Origin of the sequence: Ensifer sp., assembly GCF_035999185.1 — a bacterium.
GTDB lineage: Bacteria > Pseudomonadota > Alphaproteobacteria > Rhizobiales > Rhizobiaceae > Ensifer.
The window spans coordinates 14,986-38,345 of sequence record NZ_DASYHB010000193.1 but is presented as its reverse complement, the minus strand read 5'-3'; the positions used below and the strand labels follow the sequence as shown (position 1 = coordinate 38,345).

23 protein-coding genes are annotated in these 23,360 nt (G+C 61.9%); 9 read left to right on the top strand and 14 right to left on the bottom strand.

Annotated features, from left to right (window positions below):
* Nucleotides 1-104 precede the first annotated feature (104 nt).
* Nucleotides 105-1,175: a penicillin-insensitive murein endopeptidase gene (gene mepA, locus VGO04_RS26010; protein ID WP_414650603.1), complete on the bottom strand. Its 1,071-nt coding sequence runs from the start codon at nt 1,173-1,175 to the stop codon at nt 105-107.
* A gap of 209 nt (nt 1,176-1,384) precedes the next feature.
* Here mepA and VGO04_RS26005 point away from each other — a divergent pair, with 209 nt between their 5' ends.
* From VGO04_RS26005 to VGO04_RS25985, 5 genes are all read left to right on the top strand, one after another.
* Entirely contained in the window at nt 1,385-3,241 is a 1,857-nt protein-coding gene (locus VGO04_RS26005) for an extracellular solute-binding protein (RefSeq protein ID WP_327498849.1), read from the top strand.
* 171 nt (nt 3,242-3,412) lie between these two features.
* Entirely contained in the window at nt 3,413-4,495 is a 1,083-nt protein-coding gene (locus VGO04_RS26000; protein ID WP_327498848.1) for a microcin C ABC transporter permease YejB, read from the top strand.
* Nucleotides 4,495-5,637, top strand: a complete 1,143-nt coding sequence (locus VGO04_RS25995; RefSeq protein WP_327498847.1) for an ABC transporter permease — start codon at nt 4,495-4,497, stop codon at nt 5,635-5,637. The genes VGO04_RS26000 and VGO04_RS25995 overlap by 1 nt, the downstream gene beginning before the upstream one ends.
* A gap of 8 nt (nt 5,638-5,645) precedes the next feature.
* Nucleotides 5,646-7,274, top strand: coding sequence for an ABC transporter ATP-binding protein (locus VGO04_RS25990; RefSeq protein ID WP_327498846.1), 1,629 nt, complete (start codon nt 5,646-5,648; stop codon nt 7,272-7,274).
* Between the two features lie 9 nt (nt 7,275-7,283).
* Nucleotides 7,284-8,243, top strand: coding sequence for a glyoxylate/hydroxypyruvate reductase A (locus VGO04_RS25985; RefSeq protein ID WP_327498845.1), 960 nt, complete (start codon nt 7,284-7,286; stop codon nt 8,241-8,243).
* Between the two features lie 57 nt (nt 8,244-8,300).
* On the opposite strand, the gene VGO04_RS25980 is transcribed toward VGO04_RS25985, so the two are convergent.
* From VGO04_RS25980 to VGO04_RS25970, 3 genes are all read right to left on the bottom strand, one after another.
* Nucleotides 8,301-9,155 (bottom strand): NlpC/P60 family protein, encoded by an 855-nt coding sequence (locus VGO04_RS25980; protein WP_327498844.1) that lies wholly within the window; start codon nt 9,153-9,155, stop codon nt 8,301-8,303.
* 6 nt (nt 9,156-9,161) lie between these two features.
* A complete protein-coding gene (locus VGO04_RS25975; protein ID WP_327498843.1) occupies nt 9,162-9,512 on the bottom strand; it encodes a MarR family winged helix-turn-helix transcriptional regulator in 351 nt (116 codons plus the stop codon).
* Nucleotides 9,513-9,600: 88 nt separating this feature from the next.
* Complete coding sequence (locus VGO04_RS25970; protein ID WP_327498842.1) at nt 9,601-10,992, bottom strand: M17 family metallopeptidase; 1,392 nt, start codon at nt 10,990-10,992, stop codon at nt 9,601-9,603.
* Between the two features lie 131 nt (nt 10,993-11,123).
* Here VGO04_RS25970 and VGO04_RS25965 point away from each other — a divergent pair, with 131 nt between their 5' ends.
* Nucleotides 11,124-11,948, top strand: coding sequence for a tetratricopeptide repeat protein (locus tag VGO04_RS25965; RefSeq protein WP_327498841.1), 825 nt, complete (start codon nt 11,124-11,126; stop codon nt 11,946-11,948).
* A 196-nt stretch (nt 11,949-12,144) separates the two neighbouring features.
* Here the strand turns inward: VGO04_RS25965 and VGO04_RS25960 are convergent, their stop codons facing one another.
* The 10 genes from VGO04_RS25960 to VGO04_RS25915 form a co-directional block, all read right to left on the bottom strand.
* Nucleotides 12,145-13,131: a type II secretion system F family protein gene (locus VGO04_RS25960; RefSeq protein ID WP_327498840.1), complete on the bottom strand. Its 987-nt coding sequence runs from the start codon at nt 13,129-13,131 to the stop codon at nt 12,145-12,147.
* A 10-nt stretch (nt 13,132-13,141) separates the two neighbouring features.
* Nucleotides 13,142-14,152 (bottom strand): type II secretion system F family protein, encoded by a 1,011-nt coding sequence (locus tag VGO04_RS25955; protein ID WP_327498839.1) that lies wholly within the window; start codon nt 14,150-14,152, stop codon nt 13,142-13,144.
* Nucleotides 14,153-14,160: 8 nt separating this feature from the next.
* Entirely contained in the window at nt 14,161-15,627 is a 1,467-nt protein-coding gene (locus tag VGO04_RS25950) for a CpaF family protein (RefSeq protein ID WP_327498838.1), read from the bottom strand.
* Between the two features lie 17 nt (nt 15,628-15,644).
* Entirely contained in the window at nt 15,645-16,931 is a 1,287-nt protein-coding gene (locus tag VGO04_RS25945; protein WP_327498837.1) for a CpaE family protein, read from the bottom strand.
* Nucleotides 16,932-16,949: 18 nt separating this feature from the next.
* Nucleotides 16,950-17,645 (bottom strand): CpaD family pilus assembly protein, encoded by a 696-nt coding sequence (locus VGO04_RS25940; RefSeq protein WP_327498836.1) that lies wholly within the window; start codon nt 17,643-17,645, stop codon nt 16,950-16,952.
* 56 nt (nt 17,646-17,701) lie between these two features.
* Nucleotides 17,702-19,237 (bottom strand): type II and III secretion system protein family protein, encoded by a 1,536-nt coding sequence (locus VGO04_RS25935; RefSeq protein ID WP_327498835.1) that lies wholly within the window; start codon nt 19,235-19,237, stop codon nt 17,702-17,704.
* A gap of 38 nt (nt 19,238-19,275) precedes the next feature.
* On the bottom strand, nt 19,276-20,085 hold the full coding sequence (gene cpaB, locus VGO04_RS25930; RefSeq protein WP_327498834.1) for a Flp pilus assembly protein CpaB: 810 nt from the start codon (nt 20,083-20,085) through the stop codon (nt 19,276-19,278).
* A gap of 120 nt (nt 20,086-20,205) precedes the next feature.
* Nucleotides 20,206-20,718 carry a prepilin peptidase gene (locus VGO04_RS25925; RefSeq protein WP_327498833.1) on the bottom strand — a complete coding sequence of 171 codons (513 nt, stop codon included), beginning with the start codon at nt 20,716-20,718 and terminating at the stop codon, nt 20,206-20,208.
* Nucleotides 20,719-20,829: 111 nt separating this feature from the next.
* Nucleotides 20,830-21,009 carry a Flp family type IVb pilin gene (locus VGO04_RS25920; RefSeq protein ID WP_327498832.1) on the bottom strand — a complete coding sequence of 60 codons (180 nt, stop codon included), beginning with the start codon at nt 21,007-21,009 and terminating at the stop codon, nt 20,830-20,832.
* Nucleotides 21,010-21,043: 34 nt separating this feature from the next.
* Nucleotides 21,044-21,226 (bottom strand): Flp family type IVb pilin, encoded by a 183-nt coding sequence (locus tag VGO04_RS25915; RefSeq protein ID WP_327498831.1) that lies wholly within the window; start codon nt 21,224-21,226, stop codon nt 21,044-21,046.
* 257 nt (nt 21,227-21,483) lie between these two features.
* On the opposite strand from VGO04_RS25915, the gene VGO04_RS25910 reads away from it, so the two are divergent.
* The 3 genes from VGO04_RS25910 (at nt 21,484) to VGO04_RS25900 (ending at nt 23,239) form a co-directional block, all read left to right on the top strand.
* Entirely contained in the window at nt 21,484-21,897 is a 414-nt protein-coding gene (locus VGO04_RS25910) for a pilus assembly protein N-terminal domain-containing protein (protein ID WP_327498830.1), read from the top strand.
* A 117-nt stretch (nt 21,898-22,014) separates the two neighbouring features.
* Entirely contained in the window at nt 22,015-22,638 is a 624-nt protein-coding gene (locus tag VGO04_RS25905; protein WP_327498829.1) for a TadE/TadG family type IV pilus assembly protein, read from the top strand.
* Between the two features lie 10 nt (nt 22,639-22,648).
* Nucleotides 22,649-23,239 carry a TadE/TadG family type IV pilus assembly protein gene (locus VGO04_RS25900; protein WP_327498828.1) on the top strand — a complete coding sequence of 197 codons (591 nt, stop codon included), beginning with the start codon at nt 22,649-22,651 and terminating at the stop codon, nt 23,237-23,239.
* Nucleotides 23,240-23,360: the final 121 nt, after the last annotated feature.

Sequence of the window (23,360 nt, the reverse complement as noted above, 5' to 3'; positions counted from 1 at the left end):
ATTTAAATCGATTTGATTGGGCTATACAGGAGCGCCGCGGCAATGGGAAGACGCAAGCCCTCCCGTGCCGCGAACGCAGCTCTGCCCTGCAGCCGTGTCGGGCGCTACTGCAGTGTGGGGCGGGCGGCCGGCACCGGAATATCCGCCGGCGGCACGTCGCCGGCGGCAGCGCCGATCACCTGTTCGATGCCCTGAGCCGGCGCCGGGGCGGCGGCCTTGTAAGCGGTTCCGAACGTGACGGCCTCTTCCGATGCAGGCGCCGGGCCGTTCAAGACCACCGCGCAGGCTTTCGGCAGATCGGAAAGCGTGGTGACCCTCGGCTTGACCGGCTTTTCATTCGGCTTCTTCTTCGGCTTCGCCCAGGGTTCATCGGTGAACCACCAGGCAAGCGACTTGTCGCAACCATCGCCCTCCGGCACCGATGCCTGGTCCTTGCAGGACGTCGAGCCTTGAGGGCATTTGATGCGGATATGGAAGTGATAGTCGTGGCCGTAGATCGGCCGGACCTTGCCGAGGTTGGAGCGGTCGCCCGTCCAGGTGTCGCACAGCTTCTTCTTGATCGCCGGATTGACGAAGACGCGCTCCACCTGCGGGTAGCTGGCGGCCAGCATGATCAATTGCGCATGTTTTGGCGTCCAGATCGAACGGTCGACCGTCAGGAACTTGTTCTTCTGCAGCATCGAGGTGGCGGAAATATCCTCGCGCTCGCGGTAGCTGAGCGTGCGCTGAGGCATCGGCGTCAGCCAGATATCGGCATCGAGGCCGATCTGGTGGGACGCGTGCCCCGACAGCATCGGGCCGCCGCGCGGCTGCGAAATGTCACCGAGCAGAAGGCCCGGCCAACCGACCTTCTGGGCGGCGTCGTGGGAAAACTGCTCGATGAGGCCAATCATCTGCGGGTGCCCCCAGCGGCGGTTGCGCGACAGCCGCATCGCCTGCCAGGTCGGTCCGTCTGTCGGGATGGCGACGCCGCCAGCCAGGCAACCCTTTGCGTAGAACCCATAGGCGTTTGCCGCCATCTCGGCCGGCAACGCCTTGGCGCCGAAAAGCGTCTTGGCGGCCGTTTCGTCCGCCTGGGCGTTGTCGGCGATGAGAAGACTCGTTCCAAGCAGAAGCGCCAGAAGCGCCGAGCCGCAACGTCGAAGTGGAGCAATCATTGAATTCGTCCCGTCCATGTCTCGCGGACCGGCGCCGGCATACGGCATTCCTTGGTCCAACGAGCCCCGATCCTAAAGGCCCGTGTTTGCCTCAGCCTTGTGAATCACACGCCTCACCGGGATGTGACTCAAAAAATTTGCCTGATTTGCGGCAGTGCCTGTCAATTGCCCCGTTTTCGCCTATGCTCTCACAAAAGAAGATTGAAATATAAAGGGGTACGGGCTGAATGCCACATGTCTGCAGGACCATGAAACCAGGTTTCGCCGCCGCGCTTCTCACAGCGATCCTCCTCCTTCCTGCTGCAGCCAATGCCCAAGAACAACCGGTCTGGCGCTACGGCACGTCATCGATCGGTGAACTGAAATACAAGCAAGGCTTCGCCCGCTTCGACTACGTCAATCCCGACGCCCCCAAGGGCGGCGAACTGCGCCTGTCGGAGAGCGGCACCTTCGATACGTTCAATCCTGTTCTGTCCAAGGGCGAGGCAGCAAGCGGCGTGACCTCGCTCGTCTTCGATACGCTGATGAAATCGGCGGAAGACGAGATTACCACCGCCTACGGCCTGCTCGCCGAAGGCGTTTCCTATCCCGACGACATTTCTTCGGCGACATTCCGCCTGCGTGCCGAGGCCAAATGGGCCGACAGCAAGCCGGTGACACCCGAGGACGTGGTGTTCTCCTTTGAAAAGGTGAAGGAGCACAATCCGCTCCTGTCCAACTACTACCGTCACGTGACTTCCGCCGAAAAGACAGGCGAGCGTGACGTTACCTTCCGCTTCGATGAGAAGAACAACCACGAACTGCCCAACATTCTCGGTCAGCTCCCGATCGTGCCGAAACACTGGTGGGAAGGTGAAGACGACAAGGGCAAGAAGCGCGACATCAGCCGTACGACGCTGGAGCCGGTGATGGGCTCCGGCCCTTACAAAATAGCCTCGTTCCAGGCCGGCGGTTCGATCCGCTTTGAACTGAGGGACGACTACTGGGGCAAGAACCTCAATGTGAATGTCGGCCAGTACAATTTCGGCGTGATCAGCTACGCCTTCTTCAGCGACAGAAACGTGGAATTCGAAGCCTTCCGCTCCGGCAACGTCGATTTCTACCGGGATCCCAGCGCCAGCCATTGGGCGACCGCCTATGATTTCCCGGCCATGAAGGACGGCCGCGTGATCCGCGAGGAGATCGAGAATCCCTTGCGTGCAACCGGCGTCATGCAGGCCTTCGTGCCGAACATGCGCCGCGAAAAATTCAAGGATCAGCGGGTGCGCCAGGCGCTGAACTACGCCTTCGACTTCGAGGATCTGAACCGCAACCTCGCCTACAACACCTTCCAGCGCGTCGACAGCTATTTCTGGGGTACCGAGCTTGCCTCCAAGGCGCTGCCGGAAGGACGCGAAAAGGCCATTCTCGAGGAATTGAAGGACAAGGTTCCCGCCGACGTCTTCACCACGCCCTATACGAACCCGGTCAACGGCGAACCACAGAAGGTGCGCGACAATCTGCGCAAGGCGCTCGACCTGTTCAAACAGGCTGGCTACGAGCTCAAGGGCAACCGACTGCTGAACGTCGCGACCGGCGAGCCCTTCGGCTTCGAGATCCTTCTGTCCAATCCGTCCTTCGAGCGCACCGTCACGCCCTTCGTCAACAGCGTCAAGAAGATCGGCATCGACGCGCGCATCCGCACGGTCGACGATTCGCAATACACCAACCGCGTCAGAAGCTTCGACTACGACATGATCTACGGCATCTGGGCGCAGACACTGGTGCCCGGCAACGAGCAGATCGACTACTGGGGTTCGGGATCGGTCAATCAGACCGGATCGAGAAACTATGCAGGCATTTCCGACCCGGCCATCGACGAGCTCATCCGCAGGATCATTTTCGCGCCGAACCGCGAGGAACTGGTGGCAACGACCCGAGCGCTCGACCGCGTTCTGCTCGCGCATCACTTCGTCGTGCCCCTGTTCTACTCAAAGTCGGTACGCGTCGCATACTGGAAGCAGCTCGCCCGCCCGCAGGAACTTCCCTATTACGGAATGGGGTTCCCGGATGTCTGGTGGTCGAAAAACGCTCCCCCCAAATGAAGTCCTTGCGCTCGGGTGGCGTCTCGATTCCAAATGCAAAAAAACGAATCACTGAAACAAGCCCCTACCCGGGCCTCGCAAGGAGACACAGGGATTGAGACACCATAGACGGCATGCCGACGCTTCGCGGTTAAGGGCCATTGCCCTCACGTCGATCGAAAGGCCCGCCTGATGGGTGCCTATATCCTGCGCCGCCTGCTTCTGATGATCCCGACGATCTTCGGGATCATGGCGATCTCGTTCGCCATCGTGCAGTTTGCACCGGGCGGCCCGGTCGAGCAGGTGATCTCGGATCTCACCAATGCTGGCGGCTCGGATCGTCTGTCGGGCAATAGCGGCGACCTGATGCAGGCTGGCGGCGACGAAGGCGGACGCTATCGCGGCGCGCAAGGCCTCGACCCGGAGTTCATCGCCAAGCTCGAAAAGCAGTTCGGCTTCGACAAGCCGCCGCTCGAGCGCTTCGCCTCGATGATGTGGAACTACATCCGCTTCGATTTTGGCGAGAGCTTCTTCCGAAACACCTCGGTCATCGATCTCATCAAGGAGAAGATGCCGGTTTCGATCTCGCTCGGTCTCTGGATTCTGCTGTTTTCCTACGCGATCTCGATCCCGCTCGGCATAAAGAAGGCCGTGTCGGACGGCTCCACATTCGACGTCTGGACCTCCGGCGTCATCATCGTCGGCTACGCAGTGCCGAGCTTCCTGTTCGGCATTCTCTTGATCGTCGTCTTTGCCGGCGGATCGTTCTTCGACTGGTTCCCGCTGCGCGGCATCGTCTCGGACAATTTCTGGCAGCTGCCCTGGTGGCAGAAGCCGCTCGACTACATCTGGCACATGACGCTGCCCCTGGTGACGCTTTTGCTTTCGGCCTTTGCCACGACGACGTTGCTCACCAAGAACTCCTTCATCGACGAGATCAAGAAGCAGTATGTGACGACGGCGCGGGCCAAGGGCCTCAACGACCGCCAAGTGCTCTATGGCCACGTCTTCCGCAATGCCATGCTGATCATCATTGCCGGCTTCCCCGGTGCGTTCATCTCGGCCTTTTTCACCGGCTCTCTTCTGATCGAATACATCTTCTCGCTCGATGGCCTCGGCCGTCTCGGCTATGATTCGGTCGTCAAGCGCGACTATCCGATCGTCTTTGCGACCCTCTTCATCTTCTCGCTGATGGGCTTGCTCGTCAGCCTGCTTTCAGACCTCATCTACACCTGGGTCGATCCGCGCATCGACTTCGAGCGGAGGGATGTCTGATGGCGAGCGTGACAACCTCTCCGGCAAACGCGGGGGCAGCGCCACGCGGCTGGCTCTCGCCAGTCAACCAGCGGCGCTGGCAGAATTTCAAGGCCAACCGGCGCGGCTACTGGTCGCTCTGGATCTTCCTGGCGCTCTTCGGCTTAAGCCTCGTCGGCGAATTCATCGCCAATGACAGGCCGATTGTCGCCTCCTACAAGGGCGAGCTTCTCTTCCCGGTCGTCATCGACTACCCGGAGGAAAAGTTCGGCGGTTTCCTCGCCGAAACCGACTACCGCTCCGACTTCATCCGTGACGAGATCGAAGGCAATGGCTGGATGATCTGGCCTCCGGTCCGCTATTCCTACCAGACGGTCAATTCCAACATCCCGCACTCGGCGCCCACCAAGCCGTTCTGGCTGATGGACAAGGCGGAGCGCTGCTCCGCCTATCCGGAGGGCGACAACGACCGGAACTGCACGCTTGGCAATCTCAACTGGCTCGGCACCGACGACCAGGCCCGCGACGTCTTTGCGCGGATGATCTACGGCTTTCGTCTCTCGGTGCTCTTCGGCCTGACGCTGACCATCGCCTCGGCGGTGATCGGCGTGACGGCGGGCGCCGTGCAGGGCTATTTCGGCGGCTGGACCGATCTCCTGATGCAGCGCTTCATCGAGATCTGGTCGTCGATGCCGGTGCTCTACATCCTGCTGATCATCGCGGCGATCCTGCCGCCAGGGTTCTTCATCCTGCTCGGGATCATGCTCTTGTTTTCCTGGGTCGGCTTCGTCGGCGTCGTGCGCGCCGAGTTCCTGCGGGCCCGCAACTTCGAATATGTGAACGCGGCGCGCGCGCTTGGCGTCGGCAACGGCACGATCATGTACCGGCACCTTCTGCCCAACGCGATGGTCGCGACGCTGACCTTCCTGCCCTTCATCCTCTCCGGCTCGATCACGACGCTGACCTCGCTCGACTTCCTTGGCTTCGGCATGCCGCCGGGTTCACCTTCGCTCGGCGAGATGATCGCCCAGGGCAAGTCCAACCTGCAGGCGCCCTGGCTCGGTCTGACGGCCTTCTGCGTCATGTCGGTGATGCTGTCGCTGCTGATCTTCGTCGGCGAAGCGACGCGTGACGCCTTCGACCCGAGAAAGACGTTCCGGTGAGCGCGACGATGACAGAACCCCTCCTCTCCGTCCGCGATCTCTCGGTTGCCTTCCATCAGGGCGGCAACACGTCTGTTGCCGTCGATCACATCTCCTTCGAGATCAAGCGCGGGGAGACCGTGGCGCTCGTCGGCGAATCCGGCTCCGGCAAATCGGTCTCGGCCAATTCGATTCTGAAGCTGCTGCCGTATCCTTCGGCGAGCCATCCAAGCGGCGAGATCCTGTTCAACGGCAAGGATCTTCTGACGGCCAGTGATGCGGAACTGCGCAACGCCCGCGGCAACGACATCACCATGATCTTCCAGGAGCCGATGACCTCGCTCAATCCGCTCCACTCGATCGAGCGGCAGATCGGCGAGATCCTCGAACTGCACCAGGGTCTGCAGGGTCCGGCGCGGCGCACGCGCATCCTCGAGCTACTCAACCAGGTCGGTATCCGCGAGCCGGAAAAGCGCCTCAGCGCCTATCCGCACGAGCTTTCCGGCGGCCAGCGCCAGCGTGTCATGATCGCCATGGCGCTCGCCAACCGCCCGGAATTGCTGATCGCCGACGAGCCGACGACAGCGCTCGACGTTACGGTGCAGGCGCAGATCCTCGAGCTCCTGAAAAAGCTCAAGGACGAGCACGGCATGTCGATGCTGTTCATCACCCACGACCTCGGCATCGTGCGCAAGATCGCCGACCGGGTCTGCGTCATGACCAAGGGCAAGATCGTCGAGACCGGGCCGACCGCCGAGATCTTCGCCAATCCGCAGCACGCCTACACCCGCCACCTGCTCGCCTCTGAGCCCAAGGGCAATCCGCCGCCGTCGGACACCACGAAGCCGATCGTGATGGAAGCCTCCGAGATGAAGGTCTGGTTTCCGATCAAGGCCGGTTTCATGCGCAAGGTGGTCGACCATGTGAAGGCGGTCGACGGCATCGACTTGAAGCTGCGCGCTGGCCAGACGCTCGGCGTCGTCGGCGAATCCGGTTCGGGCAAGACGACGCTCGGGCTGGCGCTGACGCGGCTGATCTCCTCGAAAGGCCGCATCGCCTTCGTCGGCAAGGATATCGACCGCTACAGCTTCAACGAGATGCGGCCGCTGCGAAACCGGATGCAGATCGTCTTCCAGGACCCCTACGGCTCGCTCAGCCCCCGCATGTCTGTCGCCGACATCATCGCAGAGGGCCTGAAGATCCACGAGCGCTCGCTGTCGGACAACGAGCGCGACGCCCGGGTCGCCGCAGCGCTGGAAGAAGTCGGTCTCGACCCCTCGACCCGCTGGCGCTACCCGCACGAGTTCTCCGGCGGCCAGCGCCAGCGCATCGCCATTGCCCGCGCCATGGTGCTGAAGCCGCAATTCGTCATGCTCGACGAACCGACCTCGGCGCTCGACATGAGCGTGCAGGCGCAGGTCGTCGACCTGTTGCGCGACCTGCAGAGCAAGCATGACCTCGCCTATCTGTTCATCAGCCATGACCTGAAAGTCGTGCGGGCGCTGGCCAACGAGATGATCGTCATGCGCATGGGCAAGGTGGTGGAACAGGGACCGGCCGAACGCATCTTCAATGCGCCGAGCCAGGATTACACCAAGGCGCTGATGGCCGCTGCCTTCAACCTCGAAGCCGTCAATCTCACCGCGATCCGCCAGTAGAGACCCGTCATGTCCGCCAAGAGCCCCGTCATCGTCGACCTGAAATTCATTCCGGAAGAAGTGGAGGCCGCACTTCGCGGGGCCTTCCCCGACCGCGAGGTGATCAACCGCGCCGATGCGGTGCACCATGATCGCGACCTTTCGGGCATCGACTATGCCGTCGTGTGGAAATCGGCACCGGACCTGTTCGACCGGGCACCGGACCTCAAGGTGGTCTTTTCCGGCGGCGCCGGTGTCGACCACGTGCTGACGCTTCCCGGCCTTCCCGAGGTGCCGCTGGTGCGCTTCGTCGACCAGACGCTGACGACGCGCATGAGCGAGTGGGTGGTGATGCAGTGCCTCATGCACCTGCGCCAGCACCGGGCCTATGAGGCTCTGGCGGCAAAACGCGAATGGCGCGACCTGACCCAGCCGGAGGCGGCCGACATCACGGTCGGAATCATGGGCATGGGCGTGCTCGGCCAGGATGCCGCCCGCAAGCTTTCGGCGATGGGCTTCAAGGTGGTCGGGTGGTCGCGCAGCAAGCGCGATGTCGCCGGTATCGAGACCTTCGGCGGCGATGAGCTCGACGCTTTCCTGGCGCGCACGGACTTCCTCGTCGGCCTGCTGCCGCTGACGCCGGATACCCGCGGTTTCTACAATATGCGCCTGTTTGCAAAACTCAGCCACAACGGCCCGTTCGGGGCGCCGGTGTTCATCAACGCCGGCCGCGGCGGTAGCCAGGTCGAAGCCGATATCCTGAGTGCCCTCGACAAAGGCGTGCTCGGCGGCGCATCGCTCGACGTCTTCGAAACCGAGCCACTGAGCCCCGACAGCCGCTTCTGGGAGATGCCGAACGTCTATGTGACGCCGCACGTGGCGGCGTCGTCCGACGTCAAGGCGCTGTTCCGTCATGTCGAGCAACAGATTGCCCGCTTCGAAAGCGGGCAATCGCTGGAACACGTGGTCGATAAAGTAGCCGGCTATTGATCTGACGCGCACCACGCGCTTACGGCCGTTGCCACAAGCCTCGTTGGTTCGCCCCGATCAGGGACGGTGATAGCCCGTCGGCTGGTCATAGAGCCAGCCGATGCGCTCGATCGAGGCCTCCAGCCCCTCGCGGGCAACGGTCATCGTGTGGCCGTTGGCGTGGATCAGGGTTTCCTCGTCTTCCATCAGCGCCACGTGCCCCTTCCAGAAGACGAGGTCGCCGCGCTTGAGCTCTTCGCGCGCAATCGGGGTTCCCAGACCCGTCGCCTGCATGTCGGAATCGCGTGGCGCTTGCCTGCCGACCATCATCATCGACAGTTGCACAAGACCAGAACAATCGATGCCGAAGCCGGAACGCCCGCCCCATAGGTAGGGCGTTTCGACGAAGCGGGCAGCGACCGAGACGTAATCTTCCGGTACCACACTGCCGACCTCGATGCAGTGATTGGCGATGACGGCCTGGCCGCCGTCGAGCAGGAAATAGCGCGTGCCGCGGGTCACGCGTTCATCGACCACGGTCAGCCGGCTGCCCATCGACAAGGGATAGACCGTCGGGAAGCGCAAATCGTGGCCGGTATAGACGAAGGTGCGCGGCGCCGTGACGATATGGGTCGGGCTCTTGACCACCGGCGCGAGGCAATACTCCGGGAGATAACCGACATAGCCGTCGAGATCGGCCTTCACCCAGCACCAACTCTCGTTGGTGTCGAGCACCCGTACCGATTCGCCGAGCAAGAGTTCGGTGTCGGTGCCGCAAGCCAGATCGGGCTTGGCACGCAGCGGCGTCACCGGCACCGAGACGCGGGCAACGCTTCCTTCGATGTAGCGTTCCGCTTCCACGACACCGCGAAGACGGCTCTCTGCAAGGTCGGGTCGATAGGCATTCAGGCGGCGATCGGGAAGTGTCGACATGTCTACTCACTTGGGCTGTTTGCGGCCCTGATCAATGATCAGGTCACCGAATTTTTCAAGATAAAGAGCACCCTCGACTGTCCTTTTGATGACGACGTTGCGGCGATCGCGCTCATCGCGAACCCGGTCGACAAGCCCAAGGGCGCCCATCGTGTCGAGCGCGCGCGTGATGACCGGCTTGGTGACGCCAAGCGTCGCCGCCAGGCCGCGCACGGTGTGGGGCGGCGGCACGAGATAGATCTCAAGGAGGATCGCAAGCTGGCGCAAGGTCAGGTCGCGACTATCGACGCGAACCTGGGCGAGCGACACCGAATGCCAAAGCCCGAGGGCTTGCGAAGGCGTGAGCTCGATCGGCAATGGCAACTCCCGCGCTGGAAAATGATCCGCCACGATAGCGGCGGATCATTACGCAAGCGTTTCTTTTTGCCGGCAAGAGCAGGCGAGACTATTTCGCCATCTTCTGGATATGGTGATAAAGCGCGCGGATGGCCTGCGCCTCGCCACCAACCGGCGAGTGCGGACGCTCGGACTGGGCCCAGCCAAAGATGTCGAAATGCACCCAGCTCTTGGCGCTGGTGACGAAGCGCTTGAGGAAGAGGGCGGCCGTGATCGATCCGGCCATACCGCCGGCAGGCGCATTGGTCAGATCGGCAATGCGCGCCGAGACATCCTTCTCGTAGCCGGAATAGAGCGGCATGCGCCACATCGGATCATCGACCTCGAGGCTTGCTTCCGAGAGATCATGGGCAAGATCGGCATCATCGGTAAAGAACGGCGGCAGGTCCGGGCCGAGTGCGACGCGCGCAGCACCGGTGAGCGTTGCCATATCGACGAGCAGATCGGTCTTCTCCTCGTCAGCATAGGCGAGCGCGTCGGCGAGGATCAGGCGTCCCTCGGCGTCGGTGTTGTCGATCTGAACCGTCAGCCCCTTGCGGCTGCGGTAGATGTCGCCCGGACGGAAGGCATTGGCCGAGATCGAGTTCTCCACCACCGGCACGATGACGCGCAGATCGACCTTGAGCTTGGCGTCCATGATCATCAGCGCCAGGCCGAGCACGTTCGCGGCACCGCCCATGTCCTTCTTCATCAGAAGCATGGAGGCGGCCGGCTTGATGTCGAGGCCGCCGGTATCGAAGCAGACGCCCTTGCCGACCAGCGTTACCTTCTTCTGGCCCTTCTTGCCCCAGCGCAGTTCCATAAGGCGTGGCGCCTCGGCGCTGGCGCGGCCGACGGTGTGAACGAGCGGGAAGTTCTGCGTCAGCAGCGCCTCACCGGTAATGACCGAAACATCGGCCTTGTAGTGGGCGGCGAGCGCGCGGAAGGCACCTTCGAGCGCTTCCGGCCCCATGTCGTTGGTCGGCGTGTTGATCAGGTCGCGCGCCAGGAAGACACCGGCGAGCTGGCGCTTGATGTCGGTCGCGTCCGCGTCGGCGGGGATCAGCAGCGTCGGCGGCTCGCCCTTGGCGGACTTGTAGCGCTCGAAGCGATAGGAGCCGAGGCCATAGCCGAGCGCCAGCCGGTTGGCGGTGAGCGGCGCGGTTTCAACGTGCCATTTGCCGGCCGGCAGCGCGCGCGCAAGCTTGCCGGCCAGAAACGGCGCTTCCGACGGATTGCTGCCGAGGCCGAAGAGCGCTCCGCCGAGATGGCCATCAGCAGACGGGATCAACAGAACGGCACCGGATTCGGCATTGAAGCCCGCCTTGCGCGCCCAGTCCAAAGCGATCGGATCGATCGTCCCCGTCTCGATATGCGCCGGCGTGACCGCGAAGATCGGCAGGGTCTTGCCGGCGCTGGTATTGAACGGCGACGGCCGCTCGATGAACTGATAGGGAGCCATGAAAGTCCTCGACTTGCAGAGATGGAATCGCGCCATTAACGCTCTGTTAGGGTTAACAGATTATTGCTGGAGTGAAAGTTGCGCCGGTGTTGTCTGAAGTTCAGGTGCGCGAATGCATGCTGGGGACACTCATGGCCAAACGCACGACCTCACCCTTGAAAGCCGCTGATGTGTTTAAGGGCACAGCGATCGCGCTGCTGGCGCTTTCGCTTGCGGGCTGCGCCAACCAGCCGAAGAAAGAGCTGACGACCGGCTCGATTTCCCGGACGTCAAAGCCGGTGCAGGCGATGACAGCGACAGAACTTTCGCAGGCGGCCGAAAGCATCGGCCAGGCCTATGAAAAGAACCCTAAAGATCGCGAAGCGGGCCTCAACTACGCCAACCTCCTGCGCATGACCGGCCGCAACGAGCAGGCCCTTGCGGTGATGCAGCAGGTCGCCATCAACCATCCGGATGATCGCGAAGTGCTCGGCGCCTACGGCAAGGCGCAGGCGGCCGCCGGCCAGCTCGAGCAGGCGCTGGCGACGATCGGCCGCGCCCAGACGCCCGACCGTCCCGACTGGAAGCTGAAATCTGCCGAAGGCGCGATCCTCGACCAGCTTGGCCGCGCTCAGGAAGCGCGCCTGCGCTACCGCGAAGCGCTCGATCTCAAGCCGAACGAGCCATCGGTTCTCTCCAATCTCGGCATGTCCTATCTTTTGACCAAGGACCTGCGCACGGCGGAAACCTACCTCAAGTCAGCCGCAGCGCAACCCGGTGCCGACAGCAGCGTGCGCCAGAACCTGGCTCTGGCCGTCGGTCTCCAGGGTCGCTTCCAGGAAGCCGAGACGATCGCTCGTCAGGAGCTTGCGAGCGAACAGGCGGAAGCGAATGTCGCCTATCTGCGCTCGATGCTCTCCCAGCAGGGGGCATGGAAGCAACTCGCCAAGGCGGACGAGGCAAAGATCGCCAACTAACCGAAGCGCTTGCGCCGGACCCGCGCCTCTCGCGTTCGACGGAATACGCCAAGGGTGTTTCGGTATTTTGATGCCCCGGGGGCATCTTTCCTTTCCAGTGACGTCAACCTGAAGGCGGGCTGCTTCAGCGAGCGCCCCTCTTCTACGAACGCGAAATCGTGAGCGCGTTGAGTTCGTAGGTGCGCACGAGGGCGCATTAGAACTTGTCGGCGACCTGGATACCGGCCGGCCCGAGAATGACGGCGACCAGCACGGGCAGGAAAAACAGGATCATCGGCACCGTCAGCTTCGGCGGCAACGCGGCGGCTTTTTTCTCGGCCGCGGTCATGCGCTGGTCACGACTTTCCTGGGCAAGGACGCGCAGGGCCTGGGCGATCGGCGTGCCGTAGCGGTCTGCCTGGATCAGGGCCTGGACCACCGCCTTGACCTCATCGAGGCCAGTGCGCAGCCCGAGGTTTTCAAGGGCGACACGGCGATCGGGCAGGAACGACAGTTCCGCCGTCGTCAGCACCAGCTCTTCTGCCAGCGGCTGCGACTGCGCTGCGACCTCGTCGGCAACGCGACGCATGGCCAGCTCCATCGACACGCCCGATTCGACGCAAATCAGCAGGAGATCCAGTGCGTCCGGCCAGGCGCGACGGATCGTGGCCTGGCGCTTGGTAACGGCGTTGGCAACGATGATGTTCGGCGCGTAGAAACCCAGATAGGCAAAGCCGATCGCGAAGAAGAGCCGCACCATCAGCGGTTTGTCGGCAAAATTGCCGAGCACGAAGATGTAGACGACTGCCACGAGCAGGAAGAGGAAGGGCAGGCAGAAGCGGGCGAACAGGAAGGTGTTGAGCGCGTTCTGTGAACGGAAACCGGCCATTTTCAGCCGATTGAGCGTGTTGTCGTCGACGAGAGCCGAGCGCAGGTTGAGACGTTCAACGACCTGCCGGATGGAGGCGTTGTTCTGGCCGCGCAGGCTGGCCCTGCCGTTCTGCGCGTCGGCGGCGAGCCGCGCGCGCTCACGCGCCCGGATCTGCTCGCGCTCGGTGGCAACGGATTTCATCCGCTTTCCGAGATCGCCACGTTCGAAGAACGGCACGACGAGCGAATAGAACGTCGCGAGCACGGCAAGCGAAACGAGAACGGCGACGACGACGTTCGGATCGGTCAGTGTCTTGATCAGGCCCGTGCTCATCGATACCCCATCAGATGTCGAAGTTGATCATGTTGCGCATCACCATGATGCCGATGCCCATCCAGAATAGGCCGGCGCCGATGATCAGGTGACCGCGTGGGTCGGTAAACAGCACCATCATGTATGCGGGCGATGTCAGGTAGACCAGCGAGGCGACGATGAACGGCAACGCGCCGATGATGCAGGCCGATGCCTTCGCCTCCATCGACATGGCGTTGACCTTCGCTTTCATCTTCTTGCGCTCGCGCAAGACCCTCGACAGGTTGCCGAGGGCTTCCGAAAGATTGCCGCCCGCCTGCGCCTGAATGGCGATCACGATGGCGAAGAAATTCACCTCCGGCACGGGGATGCTGTTGACCATGCGGGCACAGGCCTCGGTAACGCTCAACCCGACCTGCTGGGATTCCACCACGCGGCGAAACTCGGTCTTGACCGGCTCCTGACCGTCCGAGGCGATGAGGCGCAAGGCATCGTTGAGGGGAAGGCCCGACTTGATCGAACGCACCATCACCTCGAGCGCGTTCGGAAACTCCTCAAGAAACTTCTTGCAACGCCGCTTGATCAGGAAACCGATCAACCATCGCGGCAAACCAAGGCCAGCGATCAACGCGATACCGGCACCGATCGCAGCCCCTGTCCCCATCATCAAGGCGATGAAAAAGGCAAAGACGCCAAAAAGCGCACTGAAGACATAGAAGCGCCCCTCGGAGATCGCCAGGTCCGCCTGGGTCAATCGCACCTTCATCGAGGGAGAGGACTTCGCAGTCCGCTCCTGCTGCTTCTTTTCGAGTTCCTTCAGCGAATCCTGCACGGACTTGCGCCGCTTCGACAGTTCGCTGACACGGTCCCTTGCGGCCTTGAGCTTGGCGCGGTCCGTTTCCGCCGCGCTGATCTTTCGGACCCGGCCTTCCGCCTTCTTTTCGCTTTCGATACGCGAAAACAACAGACCGTAGGCGAGCGCTGCCGCCGATAAGGCGACCAGGACAGCCAATGCCAGGACGGTGATGTCTATCCCGAACATCGCAGCTCCTAGACCTTGTCCATGGCGTCGAGGGTCGCGGCCAGACGCTTGTCTTCGTTGAAGTAGCGGGCGCGGTCCCAGAAATGCGGTCGGCCGATGCCGGTCGAGACATGCCGGCCGATAATCCGGCCGTTGGCATCCTCGCCATCGATCTCGTAGCGCATCAGATCCTGGGTAATGATCACGTCGCCTTCCATGCCGACCACCTCGGTGACGTGGGTGATGCGACGAGAACCGTCGCGCAGACGCGATGCCTGGATGATGACGTCCACCGATCCGGCGATGATCTCGCGAACAGTCTTGGCCGGCAGCGTGTAGCCGCCGAGCGCGATCATCGATTCCATGCGGCTCAGGCATTCGCGCGGCGTATTGGCGTGGATCGTTCCCATCGATCCGTCGTGGCCGGTGTTCATCGCCTGAAGCAGGTCGAACACCTCCGGTCCGCGGACTTCGCCGACGATGATGCGTTCGGGGCGCATGCGCAGGCAGTTCTTGATGAGATCGCGCATGGTGATCTCGCCCTCGCCTTCGATGTTCGGCGGGCGCGTTTCGAGACGCACGACATGCGGCTGCTGCAGCTGCAATTCGGCCGTGTCTTCGCAGGTGATGACCCGCTCGTCCGTATCGATGTAGCGCGTCAGGCAATTGAGCAGCGTCGTCTTGCCGGAACCGGTGCCGCCCGAAATGACGATGTTGCAGCGGACGCGACCGATGATCTGCAGAAGAACGGCGCCCTCCGGCGTGATCGAGCCGAAGCGAACGAGCTGTTCCAGCGTCAGCTTGTCCTTCTTGAATTTACGGATGGTCAGCGCCGTGCCGTCGATGGCGAGCGGCGGGGCAATGACGTTGACGCGCGATCCGTCGGGCAAGCGGGCGTCGCAGATCGGGCTCGATTCGTCGACGCGACGGCCGACCTGCCCGACGATGCGCTGGCAGATCGACAGCAGCTGCGCATTGTCGCGGAACCGGATCTCCGATTCCTGCACCTTGCCGGCGACTTCGATGAAGGTCTGACCGGCGCCGTTGACCATGATGTCAGCGATGTCGTCGCGGGCAAGCAGCGGTTCGAGCGGCCCGTAACCCAAGACGTCGTTGCAGATGTCGTCGAGCAGTTCCTCCTGCTCGGAGATCGACATCGCGAAGTTCTTGATCGTGATGATGTCGTTGACGATATCGCGAATTTCCTCGCGTGCGCTCTCGGTGTCGAGCTTGGCGAGCTGCGACAGGTCGATCGTGTCGATCAGCGCGGAAAAGACCTGCGATTTCGTGTCGTAGTAGTCTTCCGTTCGGGCCTGCCGGCGCCTGGCCTGCGGTTGAGCGGCGGGCTGGGGCCTTGGGCTCGCGGAGGGGCTATCGGCGAGGATAGGAACCGCCCGCTCGATCGCCGGGGGCTGCGCCGCAGTCACGAGCGGTGGCGGGACGGAACCCGGGGTGCCGCCCTTGCCGAAGCCTTCGTTTCCGCGTTTGCCAAACATCTGCGTGATCCTACGTCCTATTTCCTGCCGAGCGCCGCAAGCATCTTGCCAAGGCCACCGCGCCGCGCCTTCTTCATCGTGACGCGACCGGTCAGAAGGTGAGCGAGCTGCGAGAAGGTCTCGGCCGCCGGCGCTTTCTTGTCGATCTCGGCGATCATCCGGCCGCTGTTCGACGCATTGCCGAACAGTGCGGCATCGAAAGGAATGATGGCGGCCGCCTCCATTTCCAGCGACTCGCAGAACTCGTTCGTGGCAATTTCCGGACGCTTGGGCATGCCGACCTGGTTGAGCACCAGGTGGGGAGGCTTGTCGTTCGGTCTAAGCCTCTTCAACGCATCGAGCAGGTTCTTGGCGTTGCGCAGGCTTGCCAGATCGGGAACGGCGGTGATCACCACTTCATCGGCCTCTCCGAGCACCGAACGGGTCCAGTCCGTCCAAAGATGCGGCATGTCGAGTACCGACACGGGAGCGCTGCGCTGCAGGATCTCCAGGATCGGATGAAACGCTCGGGTCTCGAAATCATAGGCGCGGTCGAGCATCGACGGCGCCGCCAGCAGCGACAGGTGTTCGGAGCACTTGGTCAACAAACGATCGAGGAACACCTCATCGAGGCGATCGGGCGCAAAGACCGCCTCGGCGATGCCCTGCGGCGGATCCTGGTCGAAATCGATGTTGGCGGTGCCGTAGGGCAGGTCGAGATCTGCGAGAATGGTTTCAGTCGAGAAAAGGCTGGAGATGCCCCAGGCGCAATTGTGCGCGATGACGGACGAGCCACAGCCGCCCTTCGAACCGATGAAGGCGATGCTTCGTCCGAGCGGTTCTGCGTCCGGATCGACGAAGATCGCCGACACGGCGGTCAGAATATCCGGCATCGACACCGGCGCGACCATGTACTCGGAAATGCCGTTGCGGATGAGTTCGCGATAGAGCCCGATATCGTTGTGCTTGCCGACGAGGATCACCTTGGTGCTCGGGTCGCAGACCTGCGCCAGCGGCGCGAGTTCCGTCAGCAAAGACCGCGGCTCCGTCGATGTCTCCAGAATGATGAGATTGGGCGTGGCCACGGTCGAAAACATGTTCGCCGCCGCATCGATGCTGCCGCTGTTGATGCGCAGGCTGACTTTCGCCATGCGGCGATCCTGTCCGCAGCGCTCCATCAGGCGTAGCATCGCGTTGCTTTCGCAAAAGGCGTGTATCGAGATCCGCGGCAGCGGGCGAACCTGCTCCAGGTCACTCGTGCGCGCGTCGAAGGAGGCGTCGTCTCCCTCGTTGCCTGTCTCGATCCTGTAGTCGATCGTGCTCATCTCTTCATCCCGCCGCTATCAGTTGAAGATGACGACCGGGCCGTCGTTCTTCTCAGTTCCACGCCAATCCTTGATCACCTGACCACGCTGTTCTGCGTCGATCGGCGACATCTGGCGCGGCCCCAGAAGATCCGTCGGATTGGCGATCTGGGCCGCGAGGTTCGATTGCGAGGCGCAGCCGAAATTGTAGTAGTTCTTGTTTTCCATCGTGTTGAGGTTCAGGTCCTCGGGCCAGGTGCCGCAAGGCCCGGTCTGGGCGGTGATCGCCACATAGCTCAAGCGCACGGGTGCAGCGTCCCCGTAAGGCCCCGCATCGTAGCTCGTCTCCAGCAGCCGCTTGGCGGGAACGCCCGCGGAAACGAGAGCGCTGCGGATCTCCCTGCGCATTGCCTGCGCGGCGTGGCTGTTGGCAGCACCTCGCGGCATCATGATCTGCACGACGCCACTTGCCGAGTTGCGATAGTCAGCCGCAAACCCGGCAATGACGTCGCGCGTGCCCTGGTTGAGGCGACGATCTCCCGAAGCGATCGGAATGTCGATGGTGCGCTCGCCTTCGGCAAGCACGATCGGATGCCGGGTGCGGTAGTCGTCCGGAATGGACCCGGTCGCAAGGTTGTCCTTGGTGCCGCAACCCGCAAGCAGAACCCCAAACAGGGCAAGAGCGGCCACACGGCGCGTCGACCGGATGATTGCGCGGGATGGGCTCGATGACATGGCGTTCGGCCTTTCGGAATTCACGTGGGGTTCGGTTCGCAGCGTCATGACCCGCCCTATTTGTAAATGAAGCCAACGTTGCCGTGGTAGCGGCCCGTAGGAGCGGCTGCCTCTGGCCGGCCGTAGATCTTGTTCACCCGGCCAAGGAAGTAGCTGTCGAGATCGTTGGCCGGATTGAAGTTGTCGTCGGGGCGTGAGATCGCGCTCCGGGGGACGGGACGGACGAGATAGGGCGTGGCGATGATGACAAGCTCGGTCTCGTTGCGCACGAAATCCTTGCTGCGGAACAGCGTGCCGAGGATCGGGATCTTGGCGGCACCGGGCAGACCGGACATCGCCTGGCGAACGTTATCCTGGACAAGGCCGGCGATCACAATCGAACCGCCGGACGGCAGCTCGACGCTGGTGGAGGCCTCGCGCTTGCGGATCCCGAGGAACGTGTTGCCCGGCACCGTGCCCTTGCCGTTGCCGGTGACGACCGATCCCTCATAGGTGGGTTCCGAGACATTCGTCTCGATCCGCAGGCTGATGCGCCCCGGCCCGAGCACGACGGGCTTGAAGTTCAGGCGGATGCCGTATTCGACGTCGTTGACCTCGCGCGTGACCTTGTCGTCGCCCGTCTTGTCGTCGACCGAGACCTCCTGGGTCCCTGCCAGGCGAAACTCGCCGCCGACATAGAACTTCGCTTCCTGACCGGAAATCGCCGTCAGGCTCGGTTCGGCAAGCGTGCGCATGACGCCCGCCTGCTCCATCGCGTTGATGTAGCTCGAAATCAGCGTGCCGCCGACCGATTTGTTGATCACGGCATTGACGCCGACGCCAACCGCGTCGCCAAGATTGGCCGGATTGCGGAACCCGATGCCGCTTTCGCCATCGCTGACGCGACCGTTGAAGCCGAGCTGCTTCAGCACCTGGCGGCTGACTTCGGCAACGGTGACCTTGAGGTTGACCTGATCGTCGCCATCGATCGTCAGGAGATTGACGATCTGCGAGACCTGCCGATCTTCGGCAAAGATATCCGCGTCGCCGTTGTTGCCCTGAGCGGTGATATTGCGCGTGGTCGCCTCACCGCCCTGCAGGAAGGCCTTGGCAAGGTCTACCGCGCGGGTGGAATCGAGCGGCGTGCGCACAGTCCCGGTCAAGACGATGTTGTCGGAAATGATCTCGACATTGATATCGGCGTCCGGAATGAACCGGCGCAGGTTGGACTGGAGATTGGCGATATCGCGTTCGACCTCGATGTCGAGGCTGACGATCTCCTCGCCGTTGGGACCGAAGACAAAGATGTTGGTCTGGCCGACAGACTTTCCAAAGAGGTAGATGCGCCGCGACGTGCGGGTCACCGCGTCTGCCAGCGACGGGTCCGCGACGAGGATGTCGTGCGCGTCCGAGGGCAGATCGACGACCACCGCCTTGTTCAAGCCGAGGCTGACCTTCTTCTTCGCGCCAGGACCGCTCTCAATGATCCTTACGACCGAGGAGGCCGCGGCAAACGCGCTCGTCGGCACCGGCAGATACATGCCGGTAACGGCCAGGCAAAATGATAGGCCGGCTGCGACAGACGCCCGAAATTTGTTTCCGCTCCGTTTCACCTTACGCCCCGTTCTCACCTGGTTCCTGCTCGTGTCTTTTACTGCTGTGTCTGGCCTGCGGTGCCATCATTCTTGACGATGGATCCGGATTTGATGACCTGGATGCTCGGCTGGCCGTCGCCGCTCAACAGATAGTCGGCGGCATCCGTATCGGATTCCTGCGCGTCGGCGACGCTTCTGAGCGCCAATGAAATGCGTTCGGCCATCTGCTGCGCGACGGTCATCACCTTCGACTGGTCTGGGGTCAGCTCCAACGTGGCCGTCGTCCCGACCACGGCCTTGGAGCCATCGTCCTTTTCCTCGACCTGCTGGTCGATGGCGAGCACGCGCACGTTACTGAGGACCGTTTCGGTCAGGTAGAGATCGCCGTCACCCTTGCGAACCATGATCACATCGACGCGGTCGTTCGGCAGAATGAAGCCGCCGGCGCCGGTGGCGACGGTGATTTCGGTTGCCACGGCACGTTTGCCCGCGGGCAAAAGCGACGACATGATGCGGCTGGAGCTATCGGCGACCTTTTCGTGGCGGACCGGTTCACCGTTGAAGATCGGCAGACGAACGACCGCTCCGGTCAGATCGTCGATCGCCGACGGCTGAGTTTCCTCGGTGATCAACCCGTCGACGACGCCGTCCTTCGGCCAGGCCATCCACTGGATGGAATCGCCGCCCAATCGCGATCCGACCGGCAAGCTTTTGCTTGCAACCAGGACATTGATGGTGGGGGCTCGTTCGACGACCGGCTCGGCCATCTGCGGCGCAGGCGCGCGCGTCAGCTTCATCGCCAGGACACCGGCCATTGCAGCCGAAAGAACGGCCACTGCCAGTATGATGATGCGAACCGGTTTCATGATTGTTTCTGAGCCCCGAAGAATTGCCAGGGTCAGATTGATCAGGAATTGGTGTAATTATGGTTAACGGATTACTTATGGGCGAAGTTAACGAAAGGTGACTTCGCCAGCAAGGGCAGCTCAGGAAAGGCGGGCAAAGGCAGCTTCCACGAGCGGTGACGACGGGTAGGCAGCAAAGCCGCCGAGCGCAATGGCTATTCCGTAAGGGATCTTCTTGGCCGTCAGCAAGAGATGCGGGACAGGAATGCCGCTCGCAAGGATCGAATGCTCCTGGCGGCGCAGCATCAGGACAGCGAGCGTGAGCAAGCCTCCAAAGACGGAGACATAGAGGAGGAAAGCCGTCAGCGACGGCGTCAGGCCGAACCAGATGGCGCAGGCTGTCAACAGCTTGGCGTCGCCGCCGCCCATGACATTGGTGGCAAACAGGGCGAAGCAAACGGCAAAGACAGCGGCGGACGCGGCCAGGTGCAGGCCGATTTCGACAAGACCCATGCCGGACATCAAGGCGACGATGAAGAAACCGCCGATAAGGATCGCAGACACTCGATTTGGGATCGTCATCGTGAGCAGGTCCGAAAACGCTGCAAATCCCAGGCAAAGGGGAAAGATCACGAAAATGGCAGCCTCAGTCATGGTCCCTGCCTCCGAGATTGAGAAAATGCGCTCCGATGCCGGTCAGGGCTCCAGATAGCAATGGAGCCGCCTTGCGAGCGGCTCCATTTCAGTTCTTGCGAGGCCGGTTCGTTAGATCTTGCCGCCCGCTGCAACTCGCGACCCAAGTTCATTGAACGTGGAATCGAGCGAATTGCCAATCGTCGTGGCACCGGCAATCAAGGCTGCGGAGACGAGCGCCGCGATCAAACCATACTCGATGGCCGTCGAACCGCTTTCATCCCGAAGCAAGCGGCGGAAAACCTTCGCCATGCGAACCTCCCCTCGCTTCAACCGGTCAAGCTGATTAGAGCTTCGACGTGCTGTTCGTGAGCGCACCACCCAGATCGGTGAATGTGCTGTTGAGTGCGTTGCCAAGCGTGCTTGCACCAGCAATCAGGGCAACCGAGATGAGGGCCGCGATCAGGCCGTATTCGATGGCGGTCGCGCCGGACTCGTCCTTCATCAGACGGGCAAAAATCTTCTTCATGATGATTCTCCTACTTCACGTTCGTTGTTCAGCACTTCCGCCAACTGTTGCCGTTGATCGGATGAGCTCAAACTAGTCCTGGCGCATTGCCATCGACTTAAAGAAGGCGGTTACCAACGCGTTAACGAAGCGCCCCTGTTTTTTGGGTAAATGAACAGAAAACGCCGCGGCGTCCCGACGGTCTCGAAATGAGCGACTTAACGATTCATTCACCAAGACCGGTAAGTATGGGGTGAGCACCACCTCAAGGACCCGCCATGACCATGCCATTCGCGACAGGCCGAGCCGCCATGTTAGCATTCGCGATCGCCCTCCTTTCGCCTTTGGCCGCCAGCGCGAGCGAAGGGGACCTGATGCGCGTCTATATGGACCATGCGAAGGTACTGAAGCTTGATCGCCCGGTGAGCAAGGTCATCATCGGAAATGCCGAAGTGGCGGACGCCACGGTGGCGGACGCGCGCACCATCGTCATCACCGGACGCAGCTTCGGAACGACCAACCTGGTCATTCTCGACCAGGATGGAAACGCTATTGTCGATGAGCGGATCCTGGTGTCGATCGACGAAGGCAACACCGTGCGCGTTTACAAGCAAACGTCCCGCACCGTGCTCTCGTGCACACCAAATTGTGAGCGCCACGTGGAGCGCAAAACCACAGGTAGCACCAACTAATTTTTAGTGGGTCAAAACTCGCAGTTCGTTAAAATGCGCACGACCTGCAAGAACGAAAAATCAACGGTTGCTCCATAATCTGCCGCCCGTCTTGGCGTAACATGATGGGACGGCGCAATGAACATCGAGCAGGGCATAGAGCGGTCGAGCCGAGCCGAAAGCCGGCGAAAAGGCATCTTCAGCCGCTTCTTTCGCAACCGCAAAGGCACCGCGAGCATCGAGTTCGCTATCCTCGCGCTCCCCTTCTTCGTGGTGATCTTCGCCTCGCTCGAGACCTTCGCGGCTTTCTATGGCGACCAGCTGCTGGCAAACGCAACGGAGACGATGGCGCGCAAGGTCCGCACCGGCCAGATCACCTTCAAGCAGGGCAAGGGCACCGATCTCGACGAAGCGCAATTTCGACAGGCGTTTTGCAACGAAATCTCGGTCCTGATGAAGTGCTCGCCCACGGAGGCTACCAAGCCGTCGCGTTTCTATCTCGACGTCAGGGCGGTCACCGATCTCAGCAAGTTCCCGGTCGAGATCCCGCGCCAGGCTGGTTCGAAGGACATCGACACCACCGACTTCAAGTTTGCCCCGGGCGGTCCGGGCTCCTTCAACGTCGTACGCGCCTATTATCGCTGGAATGTTGTCACCGATCTCGTACGGCCGTTCATCACCAATCTCCGACCTGCGGGCGCGAGCATGCCGAAAGACTATCTCATGGTGGCGACCGCCACGTTCCGAAACGAGAGCCAGTGAGGCCCCGCCCGTGAAGCACGTTGCCGCTCTAAAATTCCTGCGCCTCAAAGCAATCACCAACAGCCTTGGCGCGCTCAGCCGCGACAAGCGCGGTGTCGGAGCGGTCGAGTTCGCGATGGTTGCGCCCCTGCTGGTTGTTACCTATCTCGGAGCGTTCGAGCTTTCCGTCGGCTTTACCGTGGCCGGCAAGACCGCACGCGCTGCAAGCTCCGTCGCCGACGTGGTCGCGCAACAGTCTGAGGTCAACAAGGCGTTCCTGAGCAACGTCTCGAACGTCGCAAAAAGCATCATGGCCCCCTACGGCAACGCCAGCTACGTGCTGAAAATCACCGGCATCGAGGTCACGGGCACCAAGGAAGGCACCGTTGTCTGGTCCCGTGATCAGAGCGGCGGCACGCCCTACGTGGTCAATTCAAAGGTCACGTTGCCCGGGCAATTCACGACCAGCAAGTCCTTTGTCATTCGCACCGAACTCACCGTGCCACATGAGCTCTTGTTCTACGCTCCGAGCCTTCAGGCCGCTGCCAAGACGATCAATCTCTCCAAGACGGCCTACTTCCACGCCCGCCTCTCTCAACCGATAAAATGCACGGATTGCTGAACGGACACCCGTTCGACGCAATTGCATTGAGGATCACGCAGCGCTATCCCTTCAAGATTGCGCGGAGCCGCCGAAGGCGCCTTCACGCTTTTCCAGAAGCTTCGGAGCGCGACATCCATGC